This is a genomic window from Kitasatospora sp. NPDC090091, assembly GCF_044747365.1.
In the GTDB taxonomy this organism is placed as follows: Bacteria; Actinomycetota; Actinomycetes; order Streptomycetales; family Streptomycetaceae; genus Kitasatospora.
The window spans coordinates 108,290-126,851 of record NZ_JBIVDY010000004.1 but is presented as its reverse complement, the minus strand read 5'-3'; the positions used below and the strand labels follow the sequence as shown (position 1 = coordinate 126,851).

18 protein-coding genes are annotated in these 18,562 nt (G+C 76.0%); 14 read left to right on the top strand and 4 right to left on the bottom strand.

What is annotated here, in order from left to right; genetic code table 11:
- Positions 1–168: 168 nt before the first annotated feature.
- The 5 genes from ACIPSC_RS08450 (at position 169) to ACIPSC_RS08430 (ending at position 6,502) form a co-directional block, all read left to right on the top strand.
- Positions 169–999, top strand: coding sequence for an SDR family NAD(P)-dependent oxidoreductase (locus ACIPSC_RS08450; protein ID WP_400824238.1), 831 nt, complete (start codon positions 169–171; stop codon positions 997–999).
- A 219-nt stretch (positions 1,000–1,218) separates the two neighbouring features.
- Positions 1,219–2,079 (top strand): hypothetical protein, encoded by an 861-nt coding sequence (locus ACIPSC_RS08445; RefSeq protein ID WP_400824237.1) that lies wholly within the window; start codon positions 1,219–1,221, stop codon positions 2,077–2,079.
- 316 nt (positions 2,080–2,395) lie between these two features.
- The gene (locus ACIPSC_RS08440) at positions 2,396–2,605 is read left to right on the top strand and encodes a hypothetical protein (protein ID WP_313767515.1); all 210 of its coding nucleotides are present in this window, start codon (positions 2,396–2,398) and stop codon (positions 2,603–2,605) included.
- A gap of 170 nt (positions 2,606–2,775) precedes the next feature.
- The gene (locus tag ACIPSC_RS08435; protein ID WP_400824236.1) at positions 2,776–3,252 is read left to right on the top strand and encodes a recombinase family protein; all 477 of its coding nucleotides are present in this window, start codon (positions 2,776–2,778) and stop codon (positions 3,250–3,252) included.
- A 271-nt stretch (positions 3,253–3,523) separates the two neighbouring features.
- Positions 3,524–6,502 (top strand): AAA family ATPase, encoded by a 2,979-nt coding sequence (locus ACIPSC_RS08430; protein ID WP_400824235.1) that lies wholly within the window; start codon positions 3,524–3,526, stop codon positions 6,500–6,502.
- Positions 6,503–6,545: 43 nt separating this feature from the next.
- On the opposite strand, the gene ACIPSC_RS08425 is transcribed toward ACIPSC_RS08430, so the two are convergent.
- Positions 6,546–6,716, bottom strand: coding sequence for a hypothetical protein (locus ACIPSC_RS08425; RefSeq protein ID WP_238950809.1), 171 nt, complete (start codon positions 6,714–6,716; stop codon positions 6,546–6,548).
- Positions 6,717–6,923: 207 nt separating this feature from the next.
- Between ACIPSC_RS08425 and ACIPSC_RS08420 the strand changes: the two genes are divergently transcribed.
- The 3 genes from ACIPSC_RS08420 to ACIPSC_RS08410 all read left to right on the top strand — a co-directional run bounded on the left by ACIPSC_RS08420 (position 6,924) and on the right by ACIPSC_RS08410 (position 9,965).
- Entirely contained in the window at positions 6,924–7,994 is a 1,071-nt protein-coding gene (locus tag ACIPSC_RS08420) for an NAD(P)-dependent oxidoreductase (RefSeq protein WP_400824234.1), read from the top strand.
- Positions 7,995–8,208: 214 nt separating this feature from the next.
- Positions 8,209–9,135, top strand: a complete 927-nt coding sequence (locus ACIPSC_RS08415; RefSeq protein WP_400824233.1) for an ABC transporter ATP-binding protein — start codon at positions 8,209–8,211, stop codon at positions 9,133–9,135.
- Complete coding sequence (locus ACIPSC_RS08410; protein WP_400824232.1) at positions 9,132–9,965, top strand: ABC transporter permease subunit; 834 nt, start codon at positions 9,132–9,134, stop codon at positions 9,963–9,965. Before ACIPSC_RS08415 ends, ACIPSC_RS08410 begins: the two co-directional genes overlap by 4 nt.
- A 42-nt stretch (positions 9,966–10,007) precedes the next feature.
- Here ACIPSC_RS08410 and ACIPSC_RS08405 read toward each other — a convergent pair whose 3' ends face one another.
- Positions 10,008–10,817, bottom strand: coding sequence for a class I SAM-dependent methyltransferase (locus tag ACIPSC_RS08405; RefSeq protein ID WP_400824231.1), 810 nt, complete (start codon positions 10,815–10,817; stop codon positions 10,008–10,010).
- A 129-nt stretch (positions 10,818–10,946) separates the two neighbouring features.
- Here ACIPSC_RS08405 and ACIPSC_RS08400 point away from each other — a divergent pair, with 129 nt between their 5' ends.
- On the top strand, positions 10,947–11,537 hold the full coding sequence (locus tag ACIPSC_RS08400) for a TetR/AcrR family transcriptional regulator (protein WP_400824230.1): 591 nt from the start codon (positions 10,947–10,949) through the stop codon (positions 11,535–11,537).
- A 75-nt stretch (positions 11,538–11,612) separates the two neighbouring features.
- On the opposite strand, the gene ACIPSC_RS08395 is transcribed toward ACIPSC_RS08400, so the two are convergent.
- Positions 11,613–12,080 (bottom strand): GreA/GreB family elongation factor, encoded by a 468-nt coding sequence (locus ACIPSC_RS08395; protein WP_400824229.1) that lies wholly within the window; start codon positions 12,078–12,080, stop codon positions 11,613–11,615.
- A gap of 495 nt (positions 12,081–12,575) precedes the next feature.
- On the opposite strand from ACIPSC_RS08395, the gene ACIPSC_RS08390 reads away from it, so the two are divergent.
- From ACIPSC_RS08390 to ACIPSC_RS08380, 3 genes are all read left to right on the top strand, one after another.
- Entirely contained in the window at positions 12,576–13,310 is a 735-nt protein-coding gene (locus ACIPSC_RS08390) for a hypothetical protein (RefSeq protein ID WP_400824228.1), read from the top strand.
- Complete coding sequence (locus tag ACIPSC_RS08385; RefSeq protein ID WP_400824227.1) at positions 13,307–13,891, top strand: potassium channel family protein; 585 nt, start codon at positions 13,307–13,309, stop codon at positions 13,889–13,891. The genes ACIPSC_RS08390 and ACIPSC_RS08385 overlap by 4 nt, the downstream gene beginning before the upstream one ends.
- A gap of 295 nt (positions 13,892–14,186) precedes the next feature.
- The gene (locus ACIPSC_RS08380) at positions 14,187–15,551 is read left to right on the top strand and encodes a chloride channel protein (RefSeq protein ID WP_400824225.1); all 1,365 of its coding nucleotides are present in this window, start codon (positions 14,187–14,189) and stop codon (positions 15,549–15,551) included.
- A gap of 21 nt (positions 15,552–15,572) precedes the next feature.
- On the opposite strand, the gene ACIPSC_RS08375 is transcribed toward ACIPSC_RS08380, so the two are convergent.
- Complete coding sequence (locus ACIPSC_RS08375) at positions 15,573–16,109, bottom strand: MarR family winged helix-turn-helix transcriptional regulator (protein WP_400824224.1); 537 nt, start codon at positions 16,107–16,109, stop codon at positions 15,573–15,575.
- Between the two features lie 223 nt (positions 16,110–16,332).
- On the opposite strand from ACIPSC_RS08375, the gene ACIPSC_RS08370 reads away from it, so the two are divergent.
- A complete protein-coding gene (locus ACIPSC_RS08370; RefSeq protein ID WP_400824223.1) occupies positions 16,333–17,403 on the top strand; it encodes an alkene reductase in 1,071 nt (356 codons plus the stop codon).
- Between the two features lie 200 nt (positions 17,404–17,603).
- Positions 17,604–18,509, top strand: coding sequence for an NADP-dependent oxidoreductase (locus ACIPSC_RS08365; protein ID WP_400824222.1), 906 nt, complete (start codon positions 17,604–17,606; stop codon positions 18,507–18,509).
- Positions 18,510–18,562 lie beyond the last annotated feature (53 nt).

The following is an 18,562-nucleotide window of genomic DNA, read 5'->3' as shown; positions in this document are numbered from 1 at the left end:
GCGTGATTCGCCCCACCGGAGGTCACCTCATCGGCGGGCGCGCGAAGCACGGGCGCGCCCCATGTGCGCACCTATGCGCCGGGTGATGGCCTGTCAGGACCCTGGGCGGCGGGCGCCGGCTCTGGGACGGTGGCCGCCGACGGTTCGATACGGAGTGGGGGACACCGGATGGCACGGCGTTGGCTGGTGACGGGCTGCTCGTCCGGGCTCGGGCACGCACTGGCGGCCGCGGCGGCCGCCGCGGGGGACGTCGTGGTGGCCACGGCGCGCCGCACCGAGACCCTGGACCGGCTCACCCGCACCCACCCCGGCCGCGTCCTGCCGCTCGCCCTGGACGTCCGCGACCCCGCGCAGTGCGAGGCCGCCGTCACCGCGGCGGCCGACCGGGTCGGCGGGCTCGACGTCCTGGTCAACAACGCGGGCAACGGAGTGTTCGGCACGGTGGAGGAGGTGGCCGACGACGAACTGCGGGACCAGCTGGAGACCCTGGTGGTCGGCCCGTGGCGGCTGGCCCGGCTGGCGCTGCCGCTGATGCGCGCGCAGGGCGCCGGCGACATCCTCAACATCTCCTCCCTGGCCGGCCGGATGGCCTTCCCCGGCCTTGCCGCCTACGTCACCGGCAAGTACGCCCTGGAGGGCATGACCCAGGCGCTGGCCGCCGAGGCGGCCCCGTTCGGGATAAGGGTCGCGGCCCTCGAACCCGGCGGCTACGCCACCCGCTACGGCACCTCGCTCACCGACGCCGCCGGCCGCTCGCCGCTCTACGCCGCGTTCACCGACCCCATGCGCGGCCTCCTCGGCGCCATGGCGGAGGGGCCGACGGTCGGCAGCGCCGAGGACTTCGCCCGGGCGGTGCTGCGGATCGTCGCGACCCCGGGCCCGTTGCCGGTGCGCATCCCGGTCGGGCCCGGCAGCCACGCGTACGTCGAGGCGGCGGCGGAGGCGGCGGCCGTGGAGCTCACCGCGGCCCGCGCACTGCTGGACGGCACGGCGTCCTGAGCCCGGCCCGCGGCCGGGCGTCCGCCCCTGGCCGGCCGGGGGCGTTTGGCGAGGGGGCCAGTGGGGTAGCAGGGGCAGTCCGATCGCATCGGATGCCCTCCGAGAGGTTGAGGACCGGAGAGCACCGGGTGGGGGTGCCACGGCCCGGGGGTGGCACCCGCCCGTTCCGTCCGCGTGTCCGGTTCCGGTCGAGCCGCCCCGGGACGTACGGTCGGGGCCATGTCCACCGGCCTGCTCGCGGCGCTGCTCGCCGCCCTCCTGACCGGATCGGCCACCGTGCTACAGGCGCTCGGCGCGCGCCGGGCCGCCGTCGGCCACCGCCCGGGCGAGGCGGCGGCCCTCGCCGGAACGCTGCGCCAGTGGCCCTTCGCGGTCGGTGTCGGGATGGACATGGCCGGTTTTGGCGCCGAGCTGTACGCGCTGGAGCGGCTGCCGCTCTACGTGGTCGAGGCCGCGCTGGCGTCCGCCCTCGCGGTGACGGCCGTCGGCGCCTCGCGGGTGCTGCACATCCGGCTCCGCCGCACGGAGTGGGCGGGCGTCGCCGCGGTCTCCGCCGGGCTCTGCCTGCTGGCCGTGACCGCCGGGCGCGACGGCGAGGGCCACGGGAGCGAGGGGCTCCGGCTGGGCACCCTGGTCGTCGCGGTGCTGCTGCTGGCGGCCGGCTGGGCCGCGGGCCGGTTCGGCGGCCGCCGGGCCGCGCCGCTGCTGGGGCTGGTGGCCGGCCTGCAGTTCGGTGTCGTCGGGGTGGCCGTGCGGGTGCTGCCGGCCCTGAGCCCGGCCGAGCTGTGGACCGAACCCTCCGCGTACGCGGTGGCCGTCGCCGGGCTCGGCGGCTTCGCAGCGCTCACCTGGGCGATGCAGTGCGGCTCGGTGACGGCCGCGACGGCGGCGATGGTGCTGGGCGAGACGCTGGGGCCGGCGGTGGTCGGTGTCGCGGTGCTCGGCGACCACACCCGGCACGGCGCAGTGCCGCTGGCCGTCCTCGGCTTCGCGGCGGCGATCGCCGGGGCTCTGGCGCTGGCCCGCTTCGGCGACGCCGAGCAACCCGCCGTCAGCCCCACGGCGGGTTCCGGTCCCTGAGCGGGCGTCCGGGTCTTCTGGGCCCTGTCCGGCAGGGCTTCCGCTCGCCGCAGGCCGGGCGGCGCGCCCCCTTCGCCGCGCACGGCCGACGGTGTCCCCGGCTGCGCGTACTCCGGTCGGCCCGCCCCACTCGTCCGGGCGGGGGATCTCTGTCACCCGTTCGCACCGCTCCGGTTGCAGGGAGCTCGAACCAGCTGTGTTCGTGTGCAAACGTGGCTCGCGCGCCCCTCGCCGGGGCGCCTCCGCGGCCCGCTCCGGGCCCGGCCTGCCCACCCGGGCAGATTTCGACGAGCAGCGATGACCTGGAGGTCATGAGATGTCCGTTCGCGGAACGCTCTGCAAGTTCGCCGCGACCGCGGTCCTGGCGGCGGTGGCCACGATCGCCGTCCCGACGGCGGCCATGGCGTACGGCGGCGGGGCTCCCCAGCCGTCGTCGGCGTCCGGTCTGTCGACCGGCGCGGCGTCGGTGGGCCTCTTCGGCCCGAAGATCAGCTGGCTGGAGGCGTTCTCCCGCTCCAACGGCTGACGGCTGACCGCCACCGCCACCGGGCGCCCCGGCCGCACCAAGCGGCCGGGGCGCCCGTACGAGGATTGGGTGATCACCCCTATTGATCCCCCAGTGTTCCGCAGGGCCTGCTGGAGTGGACGGGTTTCCCGCCCGCCCCCACTCTCCGTTCGGAAAAGCAGGTGAACGGCATGATCGACCACCCCTCCCGGCAGGGTCGGCCGTCCCGGACCGCGCTGTACCTCCGCTGCTACCCCAGTGACACCGCGGGGCTGGAGTGCCAGCGCGCGGCCCTGGAGCGGCTCGCCCTCCAACACGGGCTGCCCGTGCCCGGCTCCTACGTGGACAACGGGATGCGCTCCGGCACCCGGCTGCCCGCCCTGGAACGGCTGCTGGGCCAGGCCGAGCACGGCTGGGTGGACGTGGTCCTGGTGCCCGGGCCGTTCGTGTTCTCGCTCGACGACCGGGCCGCCCGCGCCGCCGTCCGGCGGCTGGAGAGGCTGGGCTGCACGGTGCTCGAACTCCCCGACCGGGCCGGCCGCGCCCGCCCGCCGGCCCCGCGCGGCGGGCACTGGCGGCTCCCGGGCGCCCCGGCGGCCGCGGCCGCGCCCCGCCCGCTCGGGCGCCCTGCGCCCGGCCCGCTGCCGGTCGACGCCCGCACCGCGTGACCGAACCCGGTACGCCTCGCGCCGCGGATGCTGCAAGCGGTCGCCACCCGGCGCCGGTCCGGCACCACCCGATCCCGCACCACCCGTCCGGGCACTGCCATCACCCCGCCGTCCACCGGGCCGCCCGCCCTGCACACCGCCCGACTCCGCTCCCCGCAGCGGGAACCGGGCACCCCGGCGGGCACGACCGAACGCCCCCACGGCATGATGGCCCCATGCCCTCCGCACCCCTTCCCGGCGAGCGCCGTTCGCACGGACGGGAGGGGCGCCCGTGAACCGGCCGGCCGAGCCGGGGGCGCCCGGCGCGGGATTCGACTTCGTCGGGCGGCAGCCGGAGCTGGCCCGCCTGACCGAGGCCATGCTCCGCCCGCCCGCCGTGGTCCTGGTCGAGGGCGAGGCCGGACTCGGCAAGTCCCGCCTGGTCGCCGAGGCCGCGGCCGGCGCCGCCGCCGCGGGCCGACGGGTGCTGACCGGCTTCTGCCACCCCCTGCGCGAGCCGCTGGCCTTCGGCCCGGTGGTGGACGCGCTGCGGGCCGTCGGCCCGCTCCTGCCGCCGTCCGACCGCATCCCGGCGAGCGCCGGCGCACTGCGGCCACTGCTGCCCGACCTCGCCGACCGGCTCCCGCCCCACCCGGCGAGCGCCGGGGACGGGCCGCCCGGCCGGCACCTGCTCGTCCAGGCGGTCCGCGCCCTGCTGGGCGCGCTCGGCGAGGTGGTGCTCGTCATCGAGGACCTGCACTGGGTGGACGACGCCACCCGCGAGCTGCTCCTGCTGCTCGCCCGCGACATGCCACCGGGCCTGGCGCTGGTGCTCACCTACCGGGCCGAGGACCTGCCACCGGACACCCCCGCCCTCGGCGCCGCCTACCGGCGCCCGGCCGGCGTGGGCGGCGCGCTGATCCGGCTCAACCCGCTGGCCGAGGCCGAGGTCCACGACCTGGCCCGCGCCGCGCTCGGCCCGCGCGCCACTCCGGCGCTCACCCGGGTGCTCTTCGACCGCAGCGAGGGCCTGCCGCTGGTCGCCGAGGAGGACCTGATCACCCTCTGCGAGCAGCGCGGCGGCAGCGGCCTGACCGACGCCGCGGACCTCGCCGCCGACCTGGAGCACTCCGAGGTCCCGCGCGGTCTGCGTGACGCGGTCACCGAGCGCCTGGCGGGCCTGTCCGCCGACGCCTCGGCGGTCGCCGCCGCCGCGGCCGTGCTCGGCGTGCCGGCCGGGGAGGAACTGCTCGCCGCCGTCTCCGGACTCGACCTGCAGGCCACCGCCGACGGGCTCACCGAGGCCCTGCGGGCGGCCGTGCTCCACGAGAACCCGATGGCCCGCTACGGCTTCCGGCACGTCCTGGCGCAGCAGGTGGCCTACCGCCGGCTGCCCGGGCCGCAGCGCACCGCCCTGCACCGGCGGGCCGTCGAGGCGCTGGGCGCGCGCGAGCCCCGGCCGCTGGTGCAGATCGCCCACCACACCCTGGCGCTCGGCGACCGGGCGGCCTGGCAGGAGGTGGCCGAGGCCGCCGCCGACCAGGCGGTCGCGCTCGGGGACAGCGGCAGCGCCGGAGTGCTGCTGCACCGGCTGCTGGACGAGCCCGACCTCGACCCCAGCCGCCGCGGCCGCGCCGCGCTCGCGCTGGCCCGGATCGCCGCCAACGGCGTGGACTCCGCGGCGAGCGCCGCGACGCTGACGGCGATCATCGCCGACCCGCGGCTGCCGGTCGCCGACCGCGGCGAGATCCGGCTCACCCTAGGCATCCTGACGGCCATCCACGGCGGCGACCGGGCCGGTTTCGCCGGGATCGAGGAGTCGCTGGACGACCTGGAGGAGCGTCCGGCACGCGCGGCGCGGGCGATGGTCGCCCTCGCCATGAACGAGCGGGAGGGCGCGAGCGAGCGCGCCCGGGAGTGGCTGGAGCGGGCCGAGCGGACGCTGGCCGCGGACCCCGACGAGGAGGTGGCGGCAGCGCTGCGCGCCACCCGGTTGACCTTCCTCGCCCGGGAGGGCGACCCGGCGGTGTGGGCGCTGCTGGACGAGCTGCCGCGCCGCTCGGAGCAGGCCGAGATCGTCCGCCAGACCACCCGGGCGCTGTTCAACGTCGGCGAGATCGCCGTCGAACTGGGCCACGACCGCCGGGCCGCCCGGCTGCTGGAGGAGAGCCGGCGGCTGGCCCGCCAGGCGGCCATCCCGTACCTGGAGTGCTACAGCCGGATCGCCCTGGCCCGGCTGGACGGACTGGCCGGGCGCTGGGAGGGCCTGGAGGAGCGGGTCGCCGCGCTGGGTGCCGAGTTCCCGGACCTCGCGATGGCCAGTGCCGAGCAGGCCCTGCTGCTGGGCCGGCTGGCAGTCGCCCGGGGCCGGCTCGCGGTGGCGCGGCAGCGGTTCGCCGAGGCGAGGCCGTACGGCGAGCGGGAGTCCCAGGTCACCGCGGCGATGCGGGCGGCGGCCGGGCCGGCCGCGCTGCAGCTCGCCGAGGGCGACAGCGCGCAGGCGGCGGCCACGCTGGCCCCGGCGCTCTCGGCGCTGCGCCGGGCCGGGGCCTGGCCGCGGGCCGCCGAGCTGCTGCCGGTCGCGGTCGAGGTGCTCCTCGCCGAGGGCGACCGCCCGGCGGCCGTCGAGCTGGTCGGGCAGGCCGAGGCCGGCCTGGAGGGCCGTGAGGCCCCGGCCGCGGTCGCGGCGCTCGCCTTCGCGCGCGGCCTGCTCCTGGCGGACGGCGCCCGCGCCGGAGACCGCGACGGGGCCGGAGACGGCGACGGGGCCGGAGACGGTGAACGGGCCGGAGAGGCCGGCGCGGCCGAGGAGTTCACCCGCTCCCGCGACCTGTGGCGGGAGATCGGCCGGCCCTACGAGGCGGCCCGGGCCGAGGAGCGGGCCGGCACGGCCCTGGCGGAGCACGACCGCACCGCGGCCGGGGAGCGGATTGCCGCCGCCGAGCAGGCCTACCTGGCCCTCGGTGCGGCCTCCGACGCGGCCCGCTGCCAGCGCCTGCGCCGCGATCTGGGCCTCGGCCGGGCGGCCTCCCCGGGGCGGCGCGGCTACGGCGAGAAGCTCTCCCCGCGGGAGCGCCAGGTCGCCGCCCTGGCCGCCCAGGGCGCGGCCAACCAGGACATCGCCCGGGCGTTGTTCCTCTCGCCCCGCACGGTCGAGCACCACGTGGCGAGCGTGCTGCGCAAGCTCGGCGTAGGCCGCTCCGAGCTGCGCGAGGCGCTGGCCGCCGCCGACGGCGACACCACCGCGGCCCGCACCGGCCCGGACGCCTGAGGGGGCTGCGGGCTGCCCGCGTCCTCCGCCGGACGCGGTCCGGTCAGCGGTGGTGGTACGTGGCGCGCTCGGCCAGCCGGGAGAGGCGGGCCAGCCGCGCGAGGCGGGTCCGTCGCACGCCGCTGTTGCGGCGGGCCGGGTGGACCAGCCCGGGGTCGTCGAGGGCGGTGAAGTGCTCCTGGGCGTAGAGCCGGAAACGCTCACGGCGGGTCATGTCGGCCTCCGGTGGGTTGGTGGTCGGCGGCTTCGCGGGGGTGGGACTCCAGCAAACCGGCCCGGCCGACCGGGGATCAATGCGTACCGCTACCCAACTCCCACCCCTAATCCTGGGTACCGCCCCCGCCCCCGCACCTCCCGGCCCGCCGAAGCATCGCGCCCTCCGTGCACGTAGGGTCGGCGGAGCGGGACGACAGGGGGATTCATGACAGGTGTGCGGACGCTGCTGCTCGACGCGGCGCCGGGGGCGCTGCTGGGGCGGGAGTTGGAGCGGCTGCTCGGGCACGGACTGGCGGTCACGCTCAACCTCCGCCGGGTCGCCGACCCGGCCGCCGTGCGGGCGGCCTGGGCGGACCGGATCGACTTCGTCGACATCGACCTCTTCGACGAGGCGGCCCTGATCGCCGAGGTCCGGCGGGGGCCCGGCTACCACGCCGTCAAGTCCCGTGCGGGCGTGCCGCTGCGGGCCGGCTTCCTGGCAGCGGCGGCCGACCGCGCGCCGGCCGACCGGCTGCGGGTGATCGGCCGGGCCGGGGCGGGCACCGACCACGTCGACCTCGCCGCCGCCGCCCGCCACGGCGTCGCCGTCACCCACACGCCCGGCTCCAACGCTGATGCGGTCGCGGAGTTCGCCCTCGCCCAGCTGCTCGCCCTGACCAGGCACCTCCCGGACCTCGACCGGGCCGCCCACCAGGGCCGCTGGGCCGGCCCCACCACCCCCGCCCGCGGGCTCTCCGAACTCACCCTCGGAATCCTCGGGTTGGGCCGGATCGGCCTGGCCCTGGCCGAGCGGGCCGGGGCGCTCGGCATGGACGTGCAGGGCTTCTCCCGCCGTGCGGGCGCGGTGGCGGCCCGTCAGCCGGCAATCCGCCCGGTGGCCTCCCTCGGCGAGCTGCTGTCCACCAGCGACGTCCTCTCGGTGCACCTGCCGCTCACCCCGGAGACCCGGGGGATCATCGGCCGGCCGGAACTCGCGGCGCTGCGGCCGGGCGCGGTCCTGCTGAACACCGCCCGGGGCGGGATCGTCGACGAGCAGGCCCTGGCCGACGCGCTGCGCGACCCGGGGCACCCGCTGGCGGCCGCCGCCGTGGACACCTTCGCGCACGAGCACGCCGCCTTCGCCTCGCCGCTGTTCGGCCTCCCGAACGCCCTGCTCACCCCGCACGTCGCCGGGATGACCCGCAGCGCCATGGCCGAGGCGGCGCTGCGCTGCGCCGACCACATCGCCGCCCTGCTCGCCGGCCGCCCGGACGGCATCCCCGTCGCCACACCGTGACGGTCGGCGGGTGACCGGGGGCAAGTGCCCGCCGCGCCCCCGCCCGGGCACCCCGCGTCCAGGGCCGACGGACGGGGGACAGGGGGGTCTCCAGCCCCTGGGAGGGCCGTCGGCCGGCACGCCAGGATGGGCGGCGGTTCGCGGCGCCCGGCCGGGGGCACCATCAACCCGCGGTCCCCACGGGAGGCCCGCGGTCAGCACGGGAGGTGGGGCGATGTCCGACAGCGGGACACCCGCGATCGAGCTCCGGTCACTCACCAAGCGGTACGGCCGGACCGTCGGCATCGAGGGTCTGGACATCGAGGTGGGCGCCGGCGAGGTGTTCGGCCTGCTCGGCCCGAACGGGGCGGGCAAGACCACCACGCTGCGCTGCCTGGTCGGCCTCCTGCGGCCGAGCGACGGGGTGGTGCGCGTCCTGGGGCTGGACCCGGTGGCCGACCACCGCCGGCTGGCGCCATCCATCGGCTACCTGCCCGGTGAGCTGCGCCTCTACCCGGAGCTCACCGGGCGGCAGACGCTCGACCTGCTCGCCGCCCTCCAGGGCGCCGCCGTCCCGCGGCAGGCCGAACTCTGCGCCCGCCTGAGCCTCTCCGGGCACGACCTGAACCGTGCGGTCGGGGAGTACTCGCGCGGGATGAAGCAGAAGCTCGGCATCGTCCAGGCACTCCAGCACCGGCCGGCGCTCACGGTGCTGGACGAGCCGACCGAGGGGCTGGACCCGCTGGTCCAGGAGACCTTCTTCGAACTCCTCGCCGAGGAGACGGCCGCCGGCCGCACCGTCCTGCTCTCCAGCCACGTCCTGCCCGAGGTGCAGCGTGCCTGCGGCCGGGTGGCGATCGTCCGCGCGGGCCGGCTGGTGACGGTCGAGTCGGTGGCCGGGCTGCGCCGGGCCCGTGCCCGGCGGATCCGGCTCGTCCTCGGGGACGGGCGGGGCGCCCGGCCGCTGGGCGCGGCCGAGCGCTGGTCGCCGCGGTGGGAGGGCCAACGGGTGGAGCTGCTGGTGCCGCCGGACGAGGTGGTGGCGGCGGTGCGGGGGCTGCTCGCCGAGCAGCCCGTCGCCGACCTCACGGTCGAGGAGGCGGGCCTGGACGAGGCCTTCCTCGACCTCTACCGGGCCCCGGACGGGGGGCGGGCGTCATGAGCCGGGGCACGGTCAACCGTCGCCTGCCGCTGGTCTGGCTCGCCCTGCACCGCCGCCGCCGGATGCTGCTGGCGCTGCTGATCGGCATGGTCGTCTTCGAGGCACTGATCGTCGTGATCACCAGCACCGTGCCGCCCACCGACCTGTTCGGCGCCGGCCGGACCCCGCCGAGCGCCTTCAAGGCGTTCAGCGGCTCCAACGGGGACGTCTCGATCGCCAGCTACCCCGGCCTGCTCGGTGCCGGCCTGACTCACCCGTTCTGGATCGCCCTCCAGCTCACCGCCATCGGCGCGCTGGGCGCGGCGGCCGTCGCCGCCGACGCCGAGTCCGGCACCATCGAGCTGCTGATGACCCGGCCGGTCTCCCGTCGCCGGCTGCTGGCCGAGCGGGCGGCCGCCCTGCTCGCCGCCTCCTTCCTGCTCAACGCCGCCGCCACCGCCACCATCGCCGTCGGCGTGGCGCTCTCGCCGGACCTGCGGGACGCCGTCCCGCTCGGCGGGGTGTTCGCCGCCGGACTGCTGGGCTGTGCCTTCGCGCTCTGCCTGGCCGGTCCGGTGCTGGCCGTCTCGGCGGTGAGCCGGCGCCGGGCCTACGTCATCGGTGCGACGGTCGCCTTCGGCGCGGTCGGCTTCGCGCTCAACTTCGTGGCCCTGGCCTGGTCCCCGGCCGCGCCCCTGCGCTACCTCAGCCCGTTCCACTACTACACCCCCGGCGACGCGCTGGCCCACGGCACCGTTCCGTGGACGTCACTCGCCGTCCTCTGCGCGGTGGGCGTGGCCGGCCTGGCCGCCGCCTTCCGGCTGCTGGAGCGGCGGGATCTCGCGGCCTGAGTCCTCGGGAGCGGCTCGGCGCGGCCCGGCCGGGTGGCCGGCTCAGCCGGCGCCACCACGGACCGCCGTCACCACCACGGCCGTGAACCGCATGGTGAAGCGCCCGCCGAAGGCGTCGACCGCGTCCCCGGTGCCGGCCAGCAGCTCCGCCATCCGGGCCGGCGGGATCCGGGCGGCGTCGCCGCCGGTGCGCAGCTGGTCCAGCCACTCTTCCCGGGTGTACGGCCGCTCCCAGTCGAAGGACCACTGCTCGGGCTCGTCGAAGGAGCCGGACCGCCGGATGCCGTCGGCGGCCTTCGCGTACAGCGCCGCGTAGCCGTCCAGGGCGGGCGCGGTCCAGGGGTTGAGCGGTGAGTCGGGCAGGACGCGGCGGTGGACGGCGGCGAGGGCCCCGGCCACCTCGGGGGAGGGGCGGAAGGCGTTCCAGAACACGGCCAGCCGCCCGCTGGGGCGCAGCACCGCGGCTGCCTTGGCCGCCCCCGCGACCGGGTCGATCCAGTGCCAGGTTTGTCCGGCCACCACCGCGTCGAAGGTCCGGCCCGCAGGCTCCCAGGCCTCGAAGGCCGCGACCTCGACGTCGAAGCCGTCGCGGCGGGCGTACGCGGCCATCCGGGGGTCGGGGTCGACGCCGAGCACCCTGCCGCCGGCCGCGCGGAACGGCCGGGCCGAGATGCCGGTGCCGATGCCGACGTCCAGGACGTCGGGCCCGGGGGAGGAGGCGACGACCGCCTCCACGAGTGCGTCGGGGTAGCGGGGCCGGGCCCGGTCGTAGCGTTCGGCGTCGCTGCCGAACGACTCCGCTGCCAGGCGGTGCCGATGGGGCTCGTGCTGCGGAAACGGTAAAGTGGGCATGTGCCCACTATGAGTGGGCGTATGCCCACTCGTCAACGACGTGTGCCCGGCCGGCGTGCGCGCGCAGCGGTCGGGTAGCAAGGGGGCGGTCGGCGAGAGTCGAGAGACGCGACACGGAGGCGGTGCACGGTGCCCACAGGAGTGGCCATCCGCGACGTACGGGAGCAGCTGTTCGAGGCCGCGGAGCGCGTCCTGCTCCGCGACGGCCCCAGCGCGCTCACCAGCCGGGCCGTCACCACGGAGGCCGGCTGCGCGAAGGGCGTCCTGCATCGGCACTTCGCCGACTTCGACGCCTTCCTCGCCGGGCTCGTCCTGGACCGCGTGGCCCGGATCGAGGTGCAGGCCGACGCCCTGTGTGCCCGGGTCGGCACCGGTGCCGTCGCGGACCACCTCGCCGACGCACTGATCGAGCTCTTCGGCTCGGTCGCGGTCGCCGTCATCGGCCTCGTCACCTCCCGCGACGAGCTGCGTGCCCGGCTGCGCGAGGCCCGGCCGGCCGGCGTCCCCGTCCTGACCGACGCCGCGAACGCGATCGCCGCCTACCTCGCGGCCGAGCGCTCCCTCGGTCGGCTCGCCATCGACGCGGACGTCGACGTGCTGGCGCCCACCCTGATCGGCGCCGCCCACCTGCTCTTCGCCGACCGCACCGGCACCCCGCCGGAGCCGGCTGCCGTCCACAAGGTGGTCGCGACGGTCCTCGCCGGGGCGGTCGCCGGGTAGGTCCCGTCCGGCGCGCCCGCCGCAGGTCTGGGGCGCCGTCCTGGTCGAGGTCGTGCGGAGCCCCTGCCTGCGCCTCTACGCGCTGCCGCCGATGGACACGATCTCGGCGGTCGCCCGGCCCTCGGGCGAGTCGTAGCCGACGGTCTCCCCGGCGCGGTGGCCGAGCAGCGCACGCCCGAGCGGGCTGTCGGCGGTCACCAGCGTCTCGTCCAGCCGGTCGGCCACCTCGCCGATCTGGACGGTCTCCAGGGTGCCGTCGGCGAAGCGCAGGGTGGCGGTGCTGCCCATGCCGACCGCGTCGGTGCGCGGCGGGCCGGCCGCGTCCGCCACGCGGAAGCGGTCGGTGATCTCGGTGATCCGGTCGTCCAGCCGGACGAGCAGGTCGGCGCGCTGCAGTCCGTCCGCCTGGTCGGCCCGGTCGCCCACCGCGTCGGTGACCTTCAGGGTTGCGGCGACCTTGGCCCGCTCGGTGCGGAGCTCGACGAGCTCCTCTTCGAGCGCCCGGCGGGCTTGGAGACTGATCGGCCCGGGTTCGGCGGCCATACCTGCTCCCGTGAGGTCGACGGAACAGTTGGACAAACATCTATAAAACGGACATGTGCAGCCTAGCAGCGGGACCTTCGCGGCGGCGAGGCGGCGCCGTCGCCACCGCCTCGCCGGCGACGGCCCGGAGCGGTACCGCCCGGAGCCGGACGGTTCCCGCGGCGGGCCCCTCGCCTTGTTCGAGTCTGCGGTGCACTGCGATGGTTGATGAAGGACCGCAGCCCCTGACGTGCGTGCCGCCTCCGCCCGAGTCGTTGCCGCGGACAGGGCTCCAGCCGATCGCGATCCAGGTGATCACCGCCGGGAGGACGCGCCATGCGGACGACGCACAACGCCCCAGACCAGCCACAGGGCGAGCACCCGGCGGGGAGGGCGTGGCCGGGCAGGGTGGTCTCCGACCGGGCGAGCGCCCGACGGGCCCGGCGAGCGGCCGCGTGGGGGCGGGGGAAGTACACGGGGTCCTGGGCGGAATGCCTGTGGCGCCGGCTGAACGCGGTGGACTTCGTCAACCAGGCCCTGCTGCTGGCTGCCACGCTGCTGCTGTTCGCCGTCCCGTTCATGCTCGTCGCCTCGGCCCTGGGCGGGCGCTCGGCGGTGCCGACGCTGTCGCTGCGGCTGGGGCTGAGCCAGGAGGCGGCCGCCGACCTCAGCCACCTGTTCGCCTCCTCGGCGGCCACCTCCGCGGCGATCAGCGGCGTCTCGTGGGTCTTCTTCGTCCTGGCCGGCGTCGTCGTGGCCAGCTCGCTCCAGCAGCTGTACCAGCAGGTGTTCCGACTGCCGACGCGCGGGCCGCGGGACCGGCTGCGGGCGCTGATCTGGCTCGTCCTCTGCGTGGCCTGGCTCGCCGGGGGCAGCACCCTGGGCTACGAGATCCACACGAGCGTGCCGGTCCTCTGGTGGTTCCTCAACATCCCGGTGTTCATCGGGTTCTTCTGGTTCACGATGTGGTTCCTGCTGGCCGGCCGGATCGGCTGGCGCACCCTGCTCCCGTGCGCCTTCGCCACCGGCACGTTCTGGATCGGCATGGTGGCCTTCTTCAACCTCGTCCTCTCCCAGATGGTCGTCAACTCCAACCGGGAGTACGGACCGATCGGCGCGGTGTTCGCCCTCATGTCGCTCTTCATCGCGATCGGGGTGGTGATCATCCTGGGCGCGGCCACCGGCATGACCTGGCAGGACCGCGGCATGTCGGTCCGGGCCGCCGTGGCCAGGCTGCGGCGGACGTCATGAGCGCCGACACGGACGCCGCTCCCCGGGACCGGCCCGGGACCGGGCGGCCCTCGCCCGGGCGGCTCGTCTGGACCGCGCTGCGCGTGGCGGGCTCGGTCGCCGCCCTGGGGACGCTGTACTACGTGCTGCCCCTCGACAACTCCTCGACGGCCACCGCGCTCACCATGCTGCTCGCCGGACTGGCGGCGTTCGTCGGCCTGGTCGCCCTCCAGGTCCGCTCGATCCTGCGCTCCCGGTACCCGGGGCTGCGGGCCGTCGAGGCGCTGGCCACCAGCATCCCGTTCTTCCTGCTGATGTTCGCGGGCACCTACGTCACCATGGCCGCGCAGTCGCCCGGCAGCTTCGAACGGCACCTGTCCCACACCGACGCGCTCTACTTCACCGTCACCGTGTTCTCCACGGTGGGGTTCGGCGACATCACGCCCAAGTCCGCGGGGGCCCGGCTGGTGGTGACCGGGCAGATGCTGGCCGACCTGGTCGTCTTCGGCCTGGCTCTGAAGGTCGTGGTGGGTGCGGTCCGCCGCGGCCGGCAGCGCAGGAACAGCGCGGAGTCCTCCCCGGGCGGGTCCGAGGAAGGGTGAGCGGTCCACCGGTGGGCCCGGCCGGGTCTGATGGGCCCGGCCGGGTCCGGTCGGCCACTGGTGCACGGGTCGCAGTTCGCGGGGTCCGGGCGTGCCGCAGCCGGGGGAGGCGCCCGCGCCCGCGATGATGCCAGGGGCGGATGTGCAGCGGCCGCCGCGGCGGTGGCGCCGCCGACCACGGTCACCGCCGGCCCTGCCACTGCCAGCCCTGCCACCGCCGACCACTGTCACCACCAGACCCAGGCCCGGACCACCGCGTGTTCCGGTCGGGCCGGACGCCGAGGAGACGATACGTATGCCGGCCGGACCGCCCGCCGAGCCCACCGGGGCCGCAGCGCCGCAGAACCCGTTGGCGATCGTCCGCTCCCGCGGCTACGTGTCGATCCTGGTGATCTCGGCGCTGCTCGGCGTCCCGATCTCGGCCGCCGCGTTCGGCTTCCTGGCTCTGGTCTCCGAGCTCCAGTCGCTGCTCTACAAGGATCTTCCGCAGGGCCTCGGCTTCCACGGCACCCCCGACTGGTGGGCGATCCCGCTGCTCGCGGTGGCCGGCGTACTGGTCGCCCTGACGATCCAGTACCTGCCCGGGGGCGGCGGCCACAAGCCGGCCGAAGGGCTCAAGACCGGCGGCACACCCTCGGCCGCCGCGGTGCCCGGTGTGGCGCTCGCCGCGATCGCCTCGCTCAGCCTGGGCGTCGTCCTCGGTCCGGAGGCCCCGCTGATCGCCCTGGGCGGCGGACTCGCGGTCGGCGCGATCAAACTGTTGAAGCGCGACTCCCCGCCCAGCGCCGTCGGCGTGATCGGCGCGGCCGGCAGCTTCGCGGCCATCAGCGAGCTGCTGGGCAACCCGCTGGTCGGCGCCTTCCTGCTGATGGAGGCCTCCGGGCTGGGCGGCCCGATGATGGGCGTGGTGCTGGTGCCCGGCCTGCTCTCCGCGGGCATCGGATCACTGATCTTCACCGGTCTCGGCAGCTGGACGGGCCTCGGCACCTACTCGCTGGCGCTGAGCCAGCCGCCGGCCGCCGGCCGGCCCACCCTCAGTGAGTTCGCCTGGGCGGTCGTCGCGGGTGTCGCCGCCGCGCTGCTCGGCGAGGCGATCCGCCGTTCCTCGCTCGCCCTGCAGGATCTGGTCGACCGGCACCGGCTGCCGCTCACCGTCCTGATGGGCCTCGCCGTCGGCGTGATCGCCCTGCTGTACGCGGTGATCACCGACCGGCCGATCACCGGGGTGCTCTTCTCCGGCCAGGACGCACTCGGCCCGCTGCTGGCGGACAGTGCCGGCTACACGGCGGCCACCCTCGTCGTCCTGGTGGTGTGCAAGTCACTGGCCTACTGCGCCTCGATGAGCGCCTTCCGCGGCGGTCCGGTCTTCCCCGCCGTGTTCACGGGCGCCGCCGGCGGGCTCGCCCTCTCCCACCTGCCCGGCCTGGGGACCACCGCCGGATTCGCCGTGGGCATGGGTGCGATGACGGTGGCGATGCTGAAACTGCCCATGACCTCGGTGATGCTGGCCACCCTGCTGCTCGCGGGGGACGGCCTCACCGTGATGCCGCTGGTGATCGTGGCGGTCGTGGTCGCCTACGTCGGCACGCTCCGGCTCGCCCGGCTCCCTCAGGGCCCGCCGCCCGAGGTACAACCGCAGCCGGCCGCGCCCGCCGGATAGCGGGTTCGGCCGACGTCGGTTCTACGCGTCCGCGTCCGCGCAGGCGGCGGGGTCGGCTGCGGCCCGGACGAGGTTCCGCTCCAGGAGCTCCAGGGTCTCCAGGGCCGCGGTGCACTCGTCGGCGGACATGCCCGCCGTCACGAGGTGCTCCAGCCGGCTCCAGCTCTGCTCGACCTCGCGGCGGAGGGCGAGGCTGGCCGCGGTGGGTTCGATGAGCGAGGCGCGCTTGTCGGTGGGGCAGGGACGGCGGCGGACGAAGCCGGCCTGCTCCAGGCGCTGCACGGTGCGGGTCATGGTGGCGGCGTCGGAGTCCAGCAGTCGCACCAGGTCGGTCTGACGCTGGGGGCCGAGCTCCCACAGGTGCATCATGACGAGCTCCTGGCCCGGGTGCAGGCCGATGCGGCGCAGCAGTTGCCCGGCGAACATGCGGTGCAGGCGGGCGACGCGGAAGATCGCGTGGCTGATGGGCCCGCCGGCGGCCGCGGCGGGCACCGGGACGCTGGCGTCCTGCCCGGCCTGTGCGGGGTCCGTCCCGGTCTCCGGTGTGCTCGGTGCCATCGGCTCCTCGTCCTCACTTCCTGTCTGCTCATCCAATCCTACCCACTGGTACATGGGGGAGGTGCTGATTCGGGCATCCGCGAAGAGATGCGCTGGTGAATGCGCGTGACGCAGGTCACATTTTGCCCCGGAATGGGTTCACGGGATTTACTTGTTCGAACAGGCAATGGCTCTGATGGCCCCGTCCGCGGCCCGGAGCACCACTCCGAACGAGGGAAAGACCATGACCACCGCATTCGATCCGATCGTCCTGGGCGGCAAGCGCCTGGCCAGCCGCGTCGTCATGGCGCCGATGACCCGGAGCCGCGCGTACGGCCCCGGCGCGGAGCCCACCGACCTGATGGCCACCTACTACGCGCAGCGCGCCGGCGCCGGCCTGGTCGTCACCGAGGGCATCCAGCCCTCGCCGGTCGGCCAGGGCTACCCCGACACCCCCGGGCTGCACTCGGCCGGACAGGTGGCGGCCTGGCGGAAGGTGACCGACGCCGTGCACCGCGAGGGCGGCGTGATCTTCGCGCAGCTGATGCACACGGGCCGGATCGGCCACCCCAGCCTGCTGGCCGACGGTCTGGTGCCGGTCGGGCCGTCGCCGGTGGCCGCCAAGGGCCAGGTCTTCACCCATGAGGGCCCGAAGGACTTCGTGACCCCGAAGGAGCTGGACGAGGCGGAGATCGAGCAGACGATCGCCGACTACGCCGCCGCGGCGCGCAACGCCGTCGAGGCCGGGTTCGACGGCGTGGAGATCCACGGCGCCAACGGCTACCTGATCCACCAGTTCCTCGCCCCGAACGCCAATCGGCGCACCGACGCCTGGGGTGGCGGCACCGAGGGCCGGATCCGCCTCGCCGCCGAGGTCACCACCGCCGTGGCCGAGGCGATCGGCGGTCACCGGGTGGGCCTGCGGATCTCGCCCGGGAACCCCTACAACGACATCGCCGAGGAGAACCCGGGGGAGGACTACGAGGCGCTGCTGGAGCGGATCGCAGGTCTCGACCTGGCCTACCTGCACCTGCTGGAGGGCCCGGACCGCGACCTGACCGCGCGCCTGCGCAAGGCGTGGCCCGGCACGTTCGTCCTCAACCCGTTCACCTACCCGGACGTCACCGGCCCCGACGCGCTGCGGCTGGTCGAGGACGGCACCGCGGACATGATCAGCTTCGGGGCGCTGTTCCTGGCCAACCCGGACCTGCCGGCCCGGCTGGCCGCCGGAGGCCCGTTCAACACCCCGGACCAGGCCACCTTCTACGGCGGCGACCACCGCGGCTACACCGACTACCCCGCCCTGGCGTCCTGAGCGGCGACTCCGACCCTGAGGGTCACACCGACGGCGGCGGCTGCGCCGACCGCGGCAGCGCCCGGCTGCGGCTTCGCCGAGTGCCCCCGCCCGCGGCTCCCGAGCGGCGAGCCCGCCACGGCGGCCGCACAGTGAGTCGGGATGCGTGCCCCGCCCTTCTCCTCCACCCCTTCCTGCCCGTTCCTCCCCGGGAGTCCCCGATGTCCCAAGCGATCACCTTCTCCGAGTACGGCGCCCCCGAGGTGCTGCAGTTGTCGGAGGTCACCCCGCCGGAGCCCGGACCGGGCCAGGTCCGGATCCGGGTGCGCGCCGCGTCCGTGAACCCGCTCGACATGAAGATCCGGTCCGGCCTGATGGCCGGCCGGGGCCCGGCCGACTTCCCGGTGGTCCCGGGCCTCGACGCGGCCGGTGTCGTCGACGCCGTCGGCGAGGGAGCCGACGCGGCCGTGGGCGACGCGGTCCTCGGTGCCACCGTGGGCGGCGGCTACGCCGAGTACGCCCTGGTGGAACGGCCGGTGGCCAAGCCCGACGCACTGTCCTGGGAGGCCGCCGCCTCGCTGGTCACGGTCGGCCGGACGGCGTTCCGCGTCCTCGGGCAGCTGGGTGTCCAGGGCGGCCGGACGCTGCTCGTTCACGGCGCCGCCGGGAGCGTGGGCGTCGTCGCGGTCCAGCTGGCCGCCGCCCGCGGCATCTCCGTCGTCGGCACCGCTTCCGAGCGCGACCTGGAGCGCGTCAGCGTGCTCGGGGCCACCGCGGTCCGCTACGGCGACGGCTGGGTGGAGCGGGTCGAGGCGGCCGCCCCCGGTGGGGTGGACTACGTCTTCGACGCCTCCGGCGCCGGCGTGCTCCCCGACTCCGTCGCTCTCGTCGGCGATCCCGGGAAGGTCATCACCATCGCCGACATGTCCGCCGCGCAGCACGGCGTCCGCTTCAGCGCCGGCACCACCGAGCAGGGCGAGGACGCGCTGCCGGAGCTGGTGCGGCTGGCGGCCGCCGGGCGGCTCGCGGTGCCGATCTGGCGCACCTACCCCCTGGCGGAGGCCGCCCGCGCCCACGCCGACCTGGAGGCCCATCGCAACCAGGGCAAGGCCGTCCTGCTGCCCTGACATCCGGCGGAGCCCCCGGGATAGCGCCGAGCCCGGGATTCCGCCGAGCCCGG

What these genes read in the sequence shown, in the direction of transcription:
- ACIPSC_RS08450 (WP_400824238.1), top strand. Translation starts at nt 169, where the DNA reads ATGGCACGGCGTTGGCTGGTGACGGGCTGCTCGTCCGGGCTCGGGCAC.
- ACIPSC_RS08445 (WP_400824237.1), top strand. Translation starts at nt 1,219, where the DNA reads ATGTCCACCGGCCTGCTCGCGGCGCTGCTCGCCGCCCTCCTGACCGGA.
- ACIPSC_RS08440 (WP_313767515.1), top strand. Translation starts at nt 2,396, where the DNA reads ATGTCCGTTCGCGGAACGCTCTGCAAGTTCGCCGCGACCGCGGTCCTG.
- ACIPSC_RS08435 (WP_400824236.1), top strand. Translation starts at nt 2,776, where the DNA reads ATGATCGACCACCCCTCCCGGCAGGGTCGGCCGTCCCGGACCGCGCTG.
- ACIPSC_RS08425 (WP_238950809.1), bottom strand. Translation starts at nt 6,716, where the DNA reads ATGACCCGCCGTGAGCGTTTCCGGCTCTACGCCCAGGAGCACTTCACC.
- ACIPSC_RS08420 (WP_400824234.1), top strand. Translation starts at nt 6,924, where the DNA reads ATGACAGGTGTGCGGACGCTGCTGCTCGACGCGGCGCCGGGGGCGCTG.
- ACIPSC_RS08415 (WP_400824233.1), top strand. Translation starts at nt 8,209, where the DNA reads ATGTCCGACAGCGGGACACCCGCGATCGAGCTCCGGTCACTCACCAAG.
- ACIPSC_RS08410 (WP_400824232.1), top strand. Translation starts at nt 9,132, where the DNA reads ATGAGCCGGGGCACGGTCAACCGTCGCCTGCCGCTGGTCTGGCTCGCC.
- ACIPSC_RS08405 (WP_400824231.1), bottom strand. Translation starts at nt 10,817, where the DNA reads ATGCCCACTTTACCGTTTCCGCAGCACGAGCCCCATCGGCACCGCCTG.
- ACIPSC_RS08395 (WP_400824229.1), bottom strand. Translation starts at nt 12,080, where the DNA reads ATGGCCGCCGAACCCGGGCCGATCAGTCTCCAAGCCCGCCGGGCGCTC.
- ACIPSC_RS08385 (WP_400824227.1), top strand. Translation starts at nt 13,307, where the DNA reads ATGAGCGCCGACACGGACGCCGCTCCCCGGGACCGGCCCGGGACCGGG.
- ACIPSC_RS08380 (WP_400824225.1), top strand. Translation starts at nt 14,187, where the DNA reads ATGCCGGCCGGACCGCCCGCCGAGCCCACCGGGGCCGCAGCGCCGCAG.
- ACIPSC_RS08375 (WP_400824224.1), bottom strand. Translation starts at nt 16,109, where the DNA reads ATGGCACCGAGCACACCGGAGACCGGGACGGACCCCGCACAGGCCGGG.
- ACIPSC_RS08370 (WP_400824223.1), top strand. Translation starts at nt 16,333, where the DNA reads ATGACCACCGCATTCGATCCGATCGTCCTGGGCGGCAAGCGCCTGGCC.
- ACIPSC_RS08365 (WP_400824222.1), top strand. Translation starts at nt 17,604, where the DNA reads ATGTCCCAAGCGATCACCTTCTCCGAGTACGGCGCCCCCGAGGTGCTG.